The 13,498-nt window shown below is 70.3% G+C and carries 12 protein-coding genes; 7 read left to right on the forward strand and 5 right to left on the reverse strand.

The features are described 5' to 3' along the window. Window positions 1–93 precede the first annotated feature (93 nt). On the reverse strand, window positions 94–1,143 hold the full coding sequence (locus tag BA062_RS32830) for an NAD(P)-dependent alcohol dehydrogenase (RefSeq protein WP_110343023.1): 1,050 nt from the start codon (window positions 1,141–1,143) through the stop codon (window positions 94–96). Window positions 1,144–1,248: 105 nt separating this feature from the next. Between BA062_RS32830 and BA062_RS32835 the strand changes: the two genes are divergently transcribed. After that, window positions 1,249–1,851 carry a TetR/AcrR family transcriptional regulator gene (locus BA062_RS32835; protein WP_245960120.1) on the forward strand — a complete coding sequence of 201 codons (603 nt, stop codon included), beginning with the start codon at window positions 1,249–1,251 and terminating at the stop codon, window positions 1,849–1,851. 5 nt (window positions 1,852–1,856) lie between these two features. Here the strand turns inward: BA062_RS32835 and BA062_RS32840 are convergent, their stop codons facing one another. Continuing rightward, the gene (locus BA062_RS32840) at window positions 1,857–2,522 is read right to left on the reverse strand and encodes an HAD-IA family hydrolase (protein WP_110343025.1); all 666 of its coding nucleotides are present in this window, start codon (window positions 2,520–2,522) and stop codon (window positions 1,857–1,859) included. Window positions 2,523–2,714: 192 nt separating this feature from the next. On the opposite strand from BA062_RS32840, the gene BA062_RS32845 reads away from it, so the two are divergent. The 6 genes from BA062_RS32845 to BA062_RS32865 are packed head-to-tail and all read left to right on the forward strand — an operon-like array spanning window position 2,715 to window position 8,003. Next, entirely contained in the window at window positions 2,715–3,674 is a 960-nt protein-coding gene (locus BA062_RS32845; RefSeq protein WP_110343026.1) for an Lrp/AsnC family transcriptional regulator, read from the forward strand. A gap of 25 nt (window positions 3,675–3,699) precedes the next feature. Beyond that, entirely contained in the window at window positions 3,700–4,482 is a 783-nt protein-coding gene (locus BA062_RS32850) for an aspartate/glutamate racemase family protein (protein ID WP_110343027.1), read from the forward strand. Further along, on the forward strand, window positions 4,479–5,156 hold the full coding sequence (locus tag BA062_RS32855; protein ID WP_110343028.1) for a hypothetical protein: 678 nt from the start codon (window positions 4,479–4,481) through the stop codon (window positions 5,154–5,156). The genes BA062_RS32850 and BA062_RS32855 overlap by 4 nt, the downstream gene beginning before the upstream one ends. Next, entirely contained in the window at window positions 5,153–5,284 is a 132-nt protein-coding gene (locus BA062_RS41100; RefSeq protein WP_281271677.1) for a hypothetical protein, read from the forward strand. Before BA062_RS32855 ends, BA062_RS41100 begins: the two co-directional genes overlap by 4 nt. Next, a complete protein-coding gene (locus tag BA062_RS32860) occupies window positions 5,281–6,756 on the forward strand; it encodes a sodium:solute symporter family protein (protein WP_146240118.1) in 1,476 nt (491 codons plus the stop codon). Before BA062_RS41100 ends, BA062_RS32860 begins: the two co-directional genes overlap by 4 nt. A gap of 32 nt (window positions 6,757–6,788) precedes the next feature. Beyond that, window positions 6,789–8,003, forward strand: a complete 1,215-nt coding sequence (locus tag BA062_RS32865) for a dipeptidase (protein WP_110343030.1) — start codon at window positions 6,789–6,791, stop codon at window positions 8,001–8,003. A 123-nt stretch (window positions 8,004–8,126) separates the two neighbouring features. On the opposite strand, the gene BA062_RS32870 is transcribed toward BA062_RS32865, so the two are convergent. The 3 genes from BA062_RS32870 to BA062_RS32880 all read right to left on the reverse strand — a co-directional run bounded on the left by BA062_RS32870 (window position 8,127) and on the right by BA062_RS32880 (window position 13,441). Beyond that, window positions 8,127–8,768 carry a hypothetical protein gene (locus BA062_RS32870; protein ID WP_110343031.1) on the reverse strand — a complete coding sequence of 214 codons (642 nt, stop codon included), beginning with the start codon at window positions 8,766–8,768 and terminating at the stop codon, window positions 8,127–8,129. A 234-nt stretch (window positions 8,769–9,002) separates the two neighbouring features. Next, window positions 9,003–11,324: a hydantoinase B/oxoprolinase family protein gene (locus tag BA062_RS32875; protein WP_110343032.1), complete on the reverse strand. Its 2,322-nt coding sequence runs from the start codon at window positions 11,322–11,324 to the stop codon at window positions 9,003–9,005. Continuing rightward, the gene (locus BA062_RS32880) at window positions 11,321–13,441 is read right to left on the reverse strand and encodes a hydantoinase/oxoprolinase family protein (protein WP_110343033.1); all 2,121 of its coding nucleotides are present in this window, start codon (window positions 13,439–13,441) and stop codon (window positions 11,321–11,323) included. Before BA062_RS32880 ends, BA062_RS32875 begins: the two co-directional genes overlap by 4 nt. Window positions 13,442–13,498: the final 57 nt, after the last annotated feature.

Raw genomic sequence — 13,498 nt, forward strand, 5'->3', positions numbered from 1 at the left:
GACCGTGCTGATGCGGGGATCCGATGTGTCGTGCGGGCGCCCCGCGCGAGGGCCTGGCGGCCGGTCGTGGTCGCCAGGCCCTCGGGTGCGTCGTCAGGAACCGATCGTCGCCGTGTCGATGACGAAGCGGTAGCGGACGTCGCTGTTGGCCACGCGCTCGTAGGCGGTGTTGACCTGATCGGCGGAGATCGTCTCGATCTCGGCGCCGATGCCGTGCTCGGCGCAGAAGTCCAGCATCTCCTGGGTTTCCGCGATGCCGCCGATCATGGAGCCCGCCAGCGTCTTGTTGCCCCCGATGAGGGAGAACGCGTTGTACGACAGCGGTTCGCCGGGCGCGCCGACGTTGACCATCGCCCCGCCGACGCGCAGCAGGCCGAGGTAGGCGTCCACCGGCAGCTTCGCCGACACGGTGTTGAGGATCAGGTCGAAGCGGCCGCGCAGCACGTCGAAGGTCGACTCGTCGCCGGTGGCGTAGTAGTGGGTGGCGCCGAGCCGCTTGCCGTCCTCCTGCTTCTTGAGGCTCTGGCTCAGCACCGTCACCTCGGCGCCCATCGCGACGGCCAGCTTCACGGCCATGTGGCCGAGGCCGCCGAGGCCGACGACCGCGACCTTCTTGCCGGGGCCGGCGCCCCACTGGCGCAGCGGCGAGTACGTCGTGATGCCGGCGCAGAGCAGGGGAGCGGCGACGTCGAGCTCGATGCCCTCCGGGATGCGGCACACGAAGGCGTCCTTCACCACGATCTGGCGGCTGTAGCCGCCGTAGGTGTTCTCGCCGTCGAAGCCCACGCCGTTGTACGTCTGGACGTTGCCCTTGACGCAGAACTGCTCGGTTCCGGCCAGGCAGTACTCGCACTCGCCGCACGAGTCGACCATGCAGCCGACGCCGACGCGGTCGCCCACCTGGTACCTGGTCACGTTCGAGCCGACCGCGGCGACCACGCCGGCGATCTCGTGGCCGGGGACCATCGGGAAGATGGCGGTGCCCCAGTCCTCCTGCGCCTGGTGGATGTCGCTGTGGCAGATGCCGGCGTAGGCGATGTCGATCAGTACGTCGTCAGGGCGCAGGTCGCGCCGCTGGATCGTGGTCTGCTCGAGCGGGGCGCCGGGTGCGGGCGCTGCGATGGCGTGCGTCGTCGTGCTCATCAGACCTCCTGGGATGATGGATCGCGAGCCCCGATGTAAGGGGGCTCTCACATAGCGACGTAAGAAGGCTCTTACCTATTCCGATCGAGAGATGTGATCCAGGCCATGGGCGAGAAGTACCATCACGGCAACCTGCGAGCCGAGCTCGTGCGCGTCTCCCTGGACCTGATCGCCGAGCAGGGCCTCGGCGCGTTCTCGGTCGCCGAGGTCGCCCGGCGCGCCAAGGTCAGCCCCGGCGCGCCCTACCGGCACTTCCCCGAGCGCGAGAGCCTGCTCGCGGCCGTCGCGGCCACGGTCGCGAGCCAGCTCGCCGACCGCGTCCGCGCCGCCGCGGAGGGCCTGCCCGACCCCGTGGAGGCGCTCGCCGCCGCCTGCGGGGCCTACACCGGGTACCTCATCGAACGGCGCGCGGGCATGAACGTCGTCTACGCCGACGGGCTCCAGGGCCGCGACGACACCGAGCTGCACGAGCAGACCCGCCGCATGAGCGACCAGTTCCTGATGCTGTGCCTCACCGTGTCCGACCGGCCCGAGAACGCACTCGAACTCATGGAGCAGCTGTTCACCCAGGCACACGGCTACGGCATGTTCTGGCTCGACGGCGTCTTCGCCCGCCACGGCTACACGCCGGAGCAGGTGATCCGCAAGTCCGTCGCCGCCGCGCGCATCGCCATCGAAGGACACCGGCACGCCCCGCCGGGCGACTGACGCGGCTACCCTCCCAGCGCGCTGACCAGCTCCGGCACGGCGTGGATCGACACCGTCGGCGCCGGACCGTGCGGGTCGAGGTGGTGGCCCGGCCGGACGATGCGCACGGTGCGGATTCCGGCCTCGAGCGCGCCCCGCACGTCGCGGGCCGACGCGGCCACGTGGACGAAGTCCTCGCCGAGCAGCTCGCGGGCGCGCAGGTAGAGGGCGGGATCTGGCTTGTAGGCGCCGAGCCGCTGTGAGGTGAGCACCAGATCCGGTTCCACGAGCGGGTAGGCGAGCGTCGCGGCGGCGAGGTCGTCGTCGACGTTCGAGAGGATCCCGAGCCGGGCGTGCTCCGCCACGGCGGGCAACCCGCCGGGGACGTCCGGCCACAGCGGCCAGCCGCCGACGCCGTCCTGGACGCGGGTGAGGTCGGCGTCGGCGTCCGCCGTTAGTCCGAGCGCGGTGTACGTGTCCGCGAGCGCGCTCCGCGAGAGCTCCCGGAAGCTCGTCCAGCCGCCCGTGAGATCGACCCGCTGCTGGGCCTGCTTGTTGCGCCGGTCCCACTCGTCGTACAGCAGTGTCCCGGTGAAGGGCCAGCCGCGTTCCGCGGCGATCCGGGCGAAAACGGCCGAGCCGCCCCCGCGCGAATCGGTCAGCGCACTGAACAGGTCGAACGTGACGATCACGGCTGCCTCCGATCCTCCCCGTCCCCGGGGTGTTGATCCACAGGTAACAGCGGCAACAGCGCTGTTACCAGGACTCGGCCGATTTCATGCAAGTATCTATACATCTTCGCCTCTCCCACGTAGATTTCCGGGAACTCAAGCCTGATTCGCTCAACACGGGCGTCACAGGATGTCATTCGCGAGGGACCGAACGTGCACGAACTCAGTGACCTGGACCGCCGCATCGTCGCGGCCCTGCAACTCGACGGGCGCAGCTCGTGGTCCGAGGTCGCCCGGCTCGCGGGCACCACGGAGAGCACGGCGTCGCGGCGCGGCGGCAGGCTCCTCGAGGACGGGACGGTGCGGGTCATCGGCGTCGCCGATCCGCTGATCTGCGGTCTCGGCCAGCCGGTGCTCGTACAGCTGGGCTGTGCGCCGGGCTCGGTGCGGAAGGTCATCGACGTGCTCGCGGCCAGGCCCGACACCCGGTTCCTCACACTGAGCACCGGCACGTGGGACGTCATCACCGAGATCATCGTGCCGTCGCAGCGCCAGCTGACGAGCGCGCTCGTGGACGATCTCGGCGCGCTGCCTGGCGTGCACAGCTCGTCGTCGGCGCTGATCACCAAGACGTTCACCATGCGGCACGACTGGAGCAGGCGGCTGCTGGGCGACGCGGTGCAGCGGCCACCGGTGCGGCCGAGCCCACCGGCCCGCATCACCCTCGACGAGAACGACCAGCACCTGCTGGCCGCGCTGGCCGACGACGGCAGGCGCCCGTACCGCGACGTCGCCAAGCACCTGACGCTCGGCGAGACCGGGGTGCGCAGGCGGGTGGAGCGGCTGGTCGCCGCGCGCGCACTGGTGTTCAGCACGCTGGTGACCCCGGCCGCGCTCGGATTCCACGTGGAGCTGCTGGCGTGGCTCAAGGTCGACCTCGGCAGGCTCGACGAGATCGCGCACCTGCTCGCGGGACGCCCCGAGGTCCGTTACGTCTCGGCCACCGCGGGCTCCGCGGACCTGGTGTGCGAGGTGATCCTGCCCGACGCCTCGGACATCTACGCCTTCACCACCAGGGTCCTCGGCGCGCTGCCCGGTGTCCGCTCCGTCGACATCGGACTGGAGCTGGAGAACCACAAGCGCGCCTACCGGCCCTTCCACCTCGCCGAGTAGCCCCCTCACCCCACACGGAGAGCCCATGCGCCTGACCTACCTGCTGCCCGCGCCGATGCACGTCACGGCGCTCGGCGAGACCGAGATGCGCCGCCGTGCCGGCCTGCTCGGCGAATGGTCCGATCCGGACACCGAGATCACTGTCACCGCGGTGGACCGGGGCCCGGCCTCGATCGAGTCCGCCTTCGAGGAGTACCTCGCGATCCCGGCGATGGGCACGGGGTTGCGTGCCGCCGAGCGGGCCGGGACCGACGCGACGATCCTGGGCTGCTTCGGCGACCCCGGCCTCGACGGCCTGCGCGAGATCGCCACCAGGCCGGTGGTCGGGCCTGCCGCGGCGGCGATGGCGTTGGCCGTGACGCTCGGCCACCGGTTCTCGGTCGTCACCGTCACCGCGGGCGTGCGGCCGCTGCTGCGCCGCATCGCCTGGGAGACCGGCGTTCTCCAGGCGCTGCACGAGGTGCGCTCGGTGGAGCTGTCGGTACTCGCCATCAACACCGACCACGACGCGGCCTACGTCGCGTTGCGCGGCGAGTGCGAGGCGGCGCTCGCCGACGGCACGGCCGACACGCTCGTGCTCGGCTGCATGAGCATGGGCTTTCTCGGCGCCGCCGAACGGCTCACCGCGGAACTGGGCGTGCCGGTGGTCAACCCCATCCGCGCGGCCCTGCACCACGCGCAGGCCCTGCACCGCATGGGCCTGTGCCACAGCCGTCGCGCCTACCCCGTGCCCACCGCGATCGCCAGGGGTGCCGACGACGCGGCGCTCCTGCACCACGCGTCCGGCCCGCTGGAGGTCACGCCGTGAAGGGGATGCTGACGGTCACCGGCGTGCTGGCCGCCGTGGTCCTGGGCGGACCGGCACCGACCGCCACGGCCCAGGAGGCCGCCGACCCGGTGCTCGCCCACGCCGATGTCGCGATCACCCTCGACGAATCCGGCGAGGACCTGGTGCGCGCCACCTACCGGCTCACCGAGCCCACCACCGCCCCGGTATCGGTGCGGCTGCTGGTCGCACCCCGCGCGGGCACGGAGGTCACCGAGCTCACCGCCGTCTCCGGCATCACCGGCATCGGCCCGGTGCGCGGCATCCGCGCCGCCGCGACGCTGCCCGAGGGCACCACGGAATACACGGTGGAGCAACGGATCCAGCGCACCGGCGAGGCACGGGGCGTTCCCCTCGCGGTGCCCGACCTCGCCGCCGACCGGGGCCTGCGGGTGGCGATCACCGTGACGCTTCCCGAGGGCCAGCGGCTCGTCGGCGACAGCATGCCGGTCTTCGAGCAGCAGCACCAGGAAGGCGACCGCGTGGTGCTCCGGCACGACAGCCGGTCGCTGCCCTCGATGGTGGTCGCCGAGTACGGGACGACGTCCTCGGCGTCGCTCGGCACCGTGACGTCCTACACCGGCCTGGTGCTCATCGTCGCCGTCGTGGCCGTGTGGCTGGTCACCTCTCTCCGGAAGGAGCGTCCCCGCGCATGATCACCCCGTTCGGGCTTCCCTTCGACACGGCCGTGCTCGCCGGTCTCGTCCTGACCGTACTGTCCATTGTGCTCGCCGGGCGGAAGGACCGCTCCGAGGCCGAGCCGGAAAGCGGTGAGCAGTGGTGAACTTCCAGACCATGTTCCTGTTGCTGCTGGGCGGCTTCCTCATCGTGCTGGTCTTCGAGGGCTGGCGCTCCTACAAGAGCAACAGCGGCGAAGAGGATTACTTCGTGGCTGGCCGCAAGGTCGGCGCGTGGGCGGGTGGCGCGAGCATCGCCGCGACCCAGATGAGCGCGGGAACGTTCGTCGGCACCGTCGGCATCCACTACCTCACCGGGGCCTCGTTCATGTGGGGCTGGGCCGGGATCTGGGTGGCGTTCCTCATCGCCGCCTACGTGATCGCGCCCCGGCTGCGGCGTTACGCGCACGAGCGCAACGCGCTGACCTTCCCCGACTTCATCGCCGACCGCTTCGGCGGCAAGGTTCCGCGCGCGGTCATCTCGGTGCTGCTCGTGCTGTCGTACCTGGTGTTCATGTCGGCGCAGTACCAGGCGGGCGGCGTGATCCTGGAGGCCGCGTTCGGCATCCCCTTCTTCTGGGGCGCGGTGATCCTGATGGTGCTCGTGGTCGGCTACACGGTGATCGGCGGCATGACCGCGGTGATCCGCACCGACTTCCTGCAGCAGATCGCGATGGCGCTCGGCGTGGTGATCGGGCTGCCGCTGCTGATCAGCCACGCCGGCGGGCTCTCGTCCCTGGCCCAGTCACTGCCGGAGATCGCGCCGCACTTCGTCGGCTGGGGCTTCGGCTGGTCGGAGATCAGCGGCTTCTGGCTCGGCTTCGGGTTCGCCGCGCTCTGCGCGCCCTACCTGCTGCTGCGCTTCTACGCGATGCCCGACGACCGCACATGCCGCCGGGCCTCCGGTGTCGCGATGTTCTTCGTGCTGCTGACGGGGATCTGCATCGGTGTGGCCGGCATGGTGATGCGCGTGCTCTACCCGAACCTGTCGGTGTCCGACGCCGCCTCGACCATCCTGGCCTCCGAGGTGCTGCCGCCGTTCGTGGGCGCACTGCTGCTGACGGCGATCATCATGGCGGTACTGAGCACAGTGGACTCGGTGCTGCTGGTCGCGGGACCCGCCATCTCGCACGACCTCTACGCGTCGCTGATCCGGCCGGACAGCACGGAACGCACGCGGACCCGGCTCAACCGGTGGGCGACGCTCGTGATCGGTGTCCTGCCAGTGCTGCTCACGCTGCAGGAACTGGACATCGTGCAGTTCGTGGTGCTCAGCTACGCCGCGCTGCTCGGCAGCACGATCACCGCGCCCGTGCTGCTCGGCCTGTACTGGCGGCGGGCGACCAAGATCGGCGCGGTGTGCTCGATGATCGCGGGCTTCGGCGTGTGCCTGCTGTGGTACGCGCTCGATGGTCCACTGGTGGAGCCCGTCGTGCCCGGGGTGCTGGCCGGGTTCGCCGGGATGATCATCGGCTCGCTGTTCAGCCGTCCGATGCCGCCGGAGGAGCTGACCCTGTTCTTCACCCCGCGCACCCGGCAGGCCGGGGCCGCGACCGAACCCGCCCCCGCCGCGTCCTGAGACGACCGCAGAGAAAGGAAAGAGTGCCGACCATGACACAGAAGACCGGCGCGCAGCCGTTGCGCTACCAGGGATACCGCTCCTTCGACGCGCTCGAGGCCGGTGAGGACTACGTCGAGTTCGCACTGGCCAAGGAGATCGGCAGGGTGCCTTCGCGGGGGCCGGAGCTGACCGACGTGCAGCGGGCGAGGGTGAACAAGCTGCTCGCCGACAACACGGTGATCTCGTTGCACGATCACACCAGTATCTTCCCCGAGGACATCACCGAGACCTTCGACTACAACCGCACCGGCCGCCACCACACCGGCTACGAGGGGCTCTCGCTGTCCGGCATCGACGCGGTCTTCGAGAACTTCATGGACGGCACCTGCTGCATCACCTCCCAGATGGGGTGGAAGTGGGAGGACGTCCTCGTCGACCTCGGGATGCGTTACTCCGACATCGCCAAGCAGGATTTCGTGATCCGCGCGGAGAGCGTCGCCGACATCGCGAACGCCCGCGCGAACGGCCAGATCGCGCTGGTGCCCGCGCTGGAGGCGTCCACCCCGATCCAGAACGAGGTCGACCGGATCGACGTGCTGTACGGCTTCGGGGTCCGGCAGCTGGGCATCGCCTACAGCGAGTCGAACACGCTGGGTTCCGGACTGCGGGAGCGCCACGACGGCGGCCTGACCTACTTCGGGGAGAAGGCGGTGCGCCGGATGAACAAGCTCGGCATCGCCATCGACGTCTCGCACTCCGGTGACCGCACGAGCATGGACACGATCAAGGCGTCCGAGAAGCCGATCTTCATCACGCACGCGGGTGCGCGCTCGGTGTGGCCCACCAAGCGGATGAAGCCGGACGACGTGATCATCGCCTGTGCCGAGCGGGGCGGGGTGATCGGCATCGAGGCCGCACCGCACACCACGATGAGCCCCAACCACCCGGCCCACAACCTCGACGCGTTCATGGAGCACTTCACCTACTGCGTCGAGCTGGTGGGCATCGACCACGTGGCGTTCGGCCCGGACACCCTCTTCGGCGATCACGTGGGGCTGCACGACACGTTCGCCAAGCACCTGTCGATCTCGGCCGCGCACGACGGCCCCGAGTTCACCAAGGTCGAGTACGTGGACGGCATCGAGAACCTGGCCGAGGAGTTCCACCACATCACCGGCTGGCTCGTCGCCCACGACTACTCCGACGACGAGATCGCGAAGGTCCTCGGCGGCAACATCCTGCGGGTGCTCGACCAGGTGTGGTGACCGGTCACGGCCCGCGGCCCCGCACCGGGAACGGTGCGGGGCCGCAGGCCGGGCCGGGGAGTCCCTCCGGTTCGGTATCCGGGACCGGGCTCGAAGGCTCGTGGTCCCGGACACCCTGCCGGATCAGGCCGTCCAGACGATCGGGTTGTCGGAGTACTCCTCTGAGTCGCCGAACTCGGCGCCGGTCACGGCCACGCCTTCCTGAGCCGCCTGCAGGGTGCACGATTCGAACGTGGCACCCGCGGCGGAGAAGGTGTCGTCCGCACTGGTGCTCTCGCACTTGCCCTCGACGTCACCGGTGATCACCACGCCGGTGCCCCGGCCGTCCTCGCCGAGCGCTCGCAGACTCACCGAACTGTAGGAGAGGTCGGTGCCGCCGACGTTCTCGACCTTGATCCGGATGAAGTACGGAACGAGGCCGTTCGCGCGTTCTCCGAACGCCGCGAGGTCGGCGGGATCGCCCTGCTCGATCGCCGTGACGGTGATCGCGATCGTCCCGCTCTTCTCGGTCCCGTAGGTGAACGGGACGGTAGCGGTCTCACCCACGCTGAGCTCTGTCCCGGGTGGAGTGACCTCGGCGGAGGCGGCGTCGTCGGCGGCGGGTGAGGAGCTCGCGGTCTCGCTGGGAGCGGACTGCTCGGACGACGAGGACGAGGGGGTTTGGGCCGCCGCGTCCCCGGTGGTGTCCTCCTCGCCGCCGCACGCGGCGAGAGTGAGCCCCAGTGTGGCCGCAACGGTCGCGATCGCGATACGTGGTCTGCGCATAGGTTCTTGCCTTTGGTCGGCACCGGTGTCGGTGATCGTCTTTGTCGCCTTTGCGACGGTCGGCTCCGTCTGCGCGTTCCGCGTTCTTCTGTGACGAACCCCTCTATCGGGGTTCAGGCAGTGCGACGGACGACCATCGCGACGGCGACGAGCGCCGCCCCGCCGGATCTGCGGTCGACCGCCCCGCGGGCCTGGCCGGGTGGACGGCGCCGCCCGCCCACCCGGCCGAACCGCTCACACTGCCGAGGTCGCGGCCAGCCCTGCGAGCGGAGGCATCGGGTGGTCGGCGGGTACGACCGCCGAGTAGAGCGCCGTCCAGCAGGTCGGGCAGCAATACTGTCGGAAGACCACGGGCGCGTCGACGTAGTCGGCCGCGTCGGCGATGATCTGTGGTCCCGCCTCGGCAGGGGAGCCCTCGTAGGCGGCGAGTGAGAGTTCGGCAGCTGGCACTCCGGTCTCACCGAGGACGTCGCCGCAATGGCGGCACGCCACGACCGCCGTTCCGGCGTCCGTGCCTTCGACGAGGTTGTCGTCGAGTCGCCTGGCGGAGTCGGGGTTGATCCGGCGGCCCGTGGTCGGCCGCAGGACGCGGGAGCGGTCCCGGCGCACGGAGCGCTGCCGCTCCCGTTCGGCGGTGGTCGCGGGTCGGTTCACCACGCCGTTCTCGACGATCACTCCGTACACGGCCCGAGCGCTGTCGGCGGAGATCTTCTGTTCCCGAAGATCCCTGGCGACCGCCTCGGGATCCCTTGTCAGCGGATCGCCGTAACCTCCGCCGCCCTGCCAGGTCATCACGAACACCTCGCCGGGAGCCAGGTAGCTGGAGGCGTAGTTCTGGCCGGGCTCCAGGGTGTCGCTGAGCTCCTCCAGTTCGCTGGGGATGCGGCCGGACGCGAGCAGGTCGGCGACGCGGCTGCGCCGGGCGAGCACGTCCAGGCCGCTGTTGCCCGGATGGCCGCCCGCGAGCCCGGCGTTCTGCGCGACGGCCTTGCCCGCCGAGGCGAGCACGAGTCCCATCGGGACACTCGTGCCGTGCGGGGTGATGGCTATTGACGCACCGAGCCCGCCGCGGTGTCGGCCCGGCCCGCCCGAGTCGGGTACCTCCCGCCGCCACAGCGCGAGCACCGGGTAGAGGAACTCGGTCATCTCGACGTCGGGCACGCGGCCCATGGGAATGCAGAACAGCCCGCCGGTGTCGATGCCGTCGGCGTGCGGCCGCGCGCCGTATCCGCCGGCCATCGGCTCCATGATGATGTTGAGGAACGGTGCGGGTTGCTCGCCGCGCTCGTCGAGCCCGGCCATCACCGCCGTGTCCCAGGTGCCGCAACAGGTCGCCTGCACGTTCTTGCCCAGTTCGAGGTCGCGGTCGAGCATCTGCGACAGGCATTCGGCGATCAGGCTGCCGGTGAGCCACGCGGGTCCGATCGGGCCGCGGCCGACGGCGGCGGGGTAGGTGGCGTTGTTGAGCGTGCCCTCCTCGGTGACGAGGTCGAAGCAGCGCATGAGCCCGCCTGCCGACCAGGGGATGTCGCCGGCCAGTATCGGCAGGAGGGCGAGCATGACCCCACCGCGCATGCCGGCGTAGGTGCAGTTGATGACGCCTGACTGCGGGTCGGTGCCGGTGAAGTCGAACGTCAGGTGGTCGCCGGTCTTCGTGGTGGTGACGGTGATCTTGTGGAGGTTCCGGTCGCCCTCGTGGGACTGGTCCTGGTAGCCGGTGGCCGACCAGCTGCCGTCGGGCAGGCTCGACAGCTTGGCCCGCAGCCGGGACTCGGCGTCGGACATCATCCGCTTCATCACGGCCTTGACCGTGTCGGCCCCGTACTGCTCGATCAGGGCGAGCAGCCGTTCCCGGCCGACGTTGTTGGCGCCGATCTTGGCGCGCAGGTCGAGACCGACGAGCATCGGCACCCGGGAGCGCCGGATCCACACGTCGGCGACGTCGCGCTGCAGTTGGAAGTCCCGTACGACCTTCACCGGCGGGGTGGGCAGTGACTCGGAGAAGACGTCCTCCGCCGCGGGGGAGAAGGACCCGAGCCCGACACCGCCGAGGTCCGGTTCGTGGCACAGCGCGCTGGTCCAGCCGAACAGCTTCCCGTCGTGGAAGACGGGTTGGTAGACCATGACGTCGTTCTGGTGCAGCCCTCCGCCGACCCAGGGATCGTTGGTGAGGAACATGTCCCCTTCGGCGATGCCGGGATTGACCGCGCGGTGGCGCAGCGTCCAGTAGATGGCGAGGTCGACCGCGCCGACGAGCATCGTGTTGTAGAGGCCGACCTGCACCTCCTGGCCCAGCTCGTCGGAGATCGCGAAGTCGAAGTCGTTGGCGTCGGTCACGATGGGCGAGCCGGACATGCGCTTGAGCGCCTCGCCCATCTCGTCGGTGACCGACCACAGGCGATGGCGCACCACCTCGTAGGTGAGCGGGTCGAGCCGGTCGATCTGCTCCTGGGTCACGGTGTGGGTTTCCACTGTGGACGGTAGTGAGCGCTGCAGCTCGTCCGGATTGACCGGACGGCTCGAGAAGACCTCGGATCCGAGGATTGGCATGCTCATGAGGCACTCCTAGCGGCGGTGCGGCGGATGGTCACGTTGCCGAGCGCGTCCACCGTGCCGGTGGTGCCGCCCGGGACGACGACGGTCGTCGTGGGAACTTCGATGATGGCCGGGCCATCGAGCACGTGCCCGGCGCGCAGCTTCCGGTAGTCGTAGACCGAGGTGTCGACGTAACCGTTCGTGGCGTCGAGGCACACCGGACGGCTGCCTGACCGGGCCTCCGCCGGGTCCGCCGACCCGGCGGCCGCAACCCCGGGCAGTTCGGGCGAGAACGGCAGCACCCCGATTCCGCGGACGCGGAAGGTGATGGCCTGGATGCCCGCCTCCCGGAAACCCGCGTCCTTGCCGTACAGCGCGGCGTAACGCTCCTCGAACGCCGCGGCCGCTTCGTCGATCGCCGCCTGGTCGAGCGGGCCGCTCACCACCGGGGCGGTCACCTCCGCGAGCTGCATGCTGTAGCGCATGTCCACCTCGCGGTGCAGCTCGACGGTCTCGAATCGCACGCCCTGCCGGTCGAGCCCTTCGCGAACCCGCCGCTCGAGCTCGTGGAAGTTCCGCTCGGCGCGTGCCGGGTCGAAGGGAACGAGGGTGGGGTCCGACAGTTCGGCCGCCAGCGCGATGTCGGAGGAGGCGAGGCCGAACGCGGAGAACGCGGAGGCGACCGGCCCGAGCGGAACCACCACCTCGTCGACCCCGACTTCGGCGGCGTATCCCGCGCAGTGCGCGGGTCCGGCACCGCCGAAGGCGTAGAGCACGAAGTCGCGCGGATCGTGTCCGGCCTCGACGACGGTCTTGCGCAGCAGGTCACCGGTCTGCGCGTTCTGCACGGTGTAGATCGCGGCGGCGGCTTCCTCGACCGTCAGCCCGAGCGGCTTGGCGATCTGGGTGTCGATGGCCTGCCGCGCCAGCTCGACGGACAGCGGCTTGCGGCCGCCGAGCAGGCCGCGCTCGGGCAGGATGCCGAGCACGAGGTTGGCGTCGGTGTTGGTCGGCTCGGTGCCGCCGTTGCCGTAGCAGGCGGGGCCGGGCACGGCCTGTGCGCTGCGTGGGCCGATGCGCAGGTTCCCGCCCGCGTCGAGCCAGGCGATCGCGCCCCCGCCGGACCCGATCGCGTCGACCCGCAGGGTGGGCACGTTGATCGGGTGGTGGTTGATCACCGTCGTCGTGTCGCGGACCGGTTCGCCGTCGACGACGAGCCCGGCGAGGAACGTGGTTCCGCCGACGTCGGTCGAGATGATGTTGCGGTGGCCGAGCTGGCGGCCCAGCGCGACCGAGCCGACGACACCGCCGGTGAGGACGGAGCCGACCGTGCTGATCGCCGATGCCGGTGCCTCCTTGGCGGCCACGGCGCCGCCGTTGCTCTGCATCACGAGCAACGGGCCGGCGAGCTTGTCCTGGCGGAGCGTTTCCTCCAGCGTGTTCAGGTAGTCGCGCAGCCCCGGTCCGATCTGGGTGCTCATGATCGTGGTGGCGTTGCGGGCGAACTCGCGGATGCGCGGGCTGACCTCGCTGGAGAGCGCGACGAAGACGTCCGGGTCCTGCTCGGCGACCAGCTCGCGCAGCCTGCGTTCGTGGACGGGGTTGCGGAAGGACCACAGCAGTGACACCGCGATCGCGCGCACCCCGTCGTCGAGTAGCGCGCGGATCGCGGCGCGCGCCTCGTCCTCGTCCAGGCCGACGACCACGTTGCCGTCGCGGTCGATCCGCTCGGTCACCTCGAGCGCGTGGCGTTTGGGCAGCAGGCCGTGGTCCTTGGCCTGGCCGAGCACGTTCTGCAGTTCGTGCGGTGAGCGGCCGAGATAGCGGCCCTCCACGTTCATGATGAAGATCGAGTCGCGGTGGCCCTTGGTGGTCAGGAAGCCGACCGGAGGCACGTTGCCCATCACGAGCGCGTTGAGCGAGGACGTCGTGCCGTGCGCGATGTGGTGCGTTTCGGCGAGCATGTCCGGCAGCGGCTTGCCGAGTTGCTCGGCGAGCAGCTCCAGCACGTCCAGGACACCCCGGGAGTAGTCAGGCGGGGTTGACGGCGACTTGGCCGCGAGAACGGTCCCCGCGTCGTCGTCGAGAACGGCGTCGGTGAACGTGCCGCCCACGTCCACGCCGATGACATACGCCATGACTCACGCTCCTTTGCGTGGAAGGAGGCCGCAGGGGCACCAACGAGGTGGGCACGC

Source organism: Prauserella flavalba, assembly GCF_003202235.1.
GTDB classification, from domain to species: Bacteria; Actinomycetota; Actinomycetes; order Mycobacteriales; family Pseudonocardiaceae; genus Prauserella_A; species Prauserella_A flavalba.

Excerpts from the sequence above, each read along its gene's own strand:
- BA062_RS32870 (WP_110343031.1), bottom strand. The coding sequence starts at position 8,768 with ATGCGCAGACCACGTATCGCGATCGCGACCGTTGCGGCCACACTGGGG.
- BA062_RS32830 (WP_110343023.1), bottom strand. The coding sequence starts at position 1,143 with ATGAGCACGACGACGCACGCCATCGCAGCGCCCGCACCCGGCGCCCCG.
- BA062_RS32880 (WP_110343033.1), bottom strand. The coding sequence starts at position 13,441 with ATGGCGTATGTCATCGGCGTGGACGTGGGCGGCACGTTCACCGACGCC.
- BA062_RS32875 (WP_110343032.1), bottom strand. The coding sequence starts at position 11,324 with ATGAGCATGCCAATCCTCGGATCCGAGGTCTTCTCGAGCCGTCCGGTC.
- BA062_RS32835 (WP_245960120.1), top strand. The coding sequence starts at position 1,249 with ATGGGCGAGAAGTACCATCACGGCAACCTGCGAGCCGAGCTCGTGCGC.
- BA062_RS32865 (WP_110343030.1), top strand. The coding sequence starts at position 6,789 with ATGACACAGAAGACCGGCGCGCAGCCGTTGCGCTACCAGGGATACCGC.
- BA062_RS41100 (WP_281271677.1), top strand. The coding sequence starts at position 5,153 with ATGATCACCCCGTTCGGGCTTCCCTTCGACACGGCCGTGCTCGCCGGT.
- BA062_RS32850 (WP_110343027.1), top strand. The coding sequence starts at position 3,700 with ATGCGCCTGACCTACCTGCTGCCCGCGCCGATGCACGTCACGGCGCTC.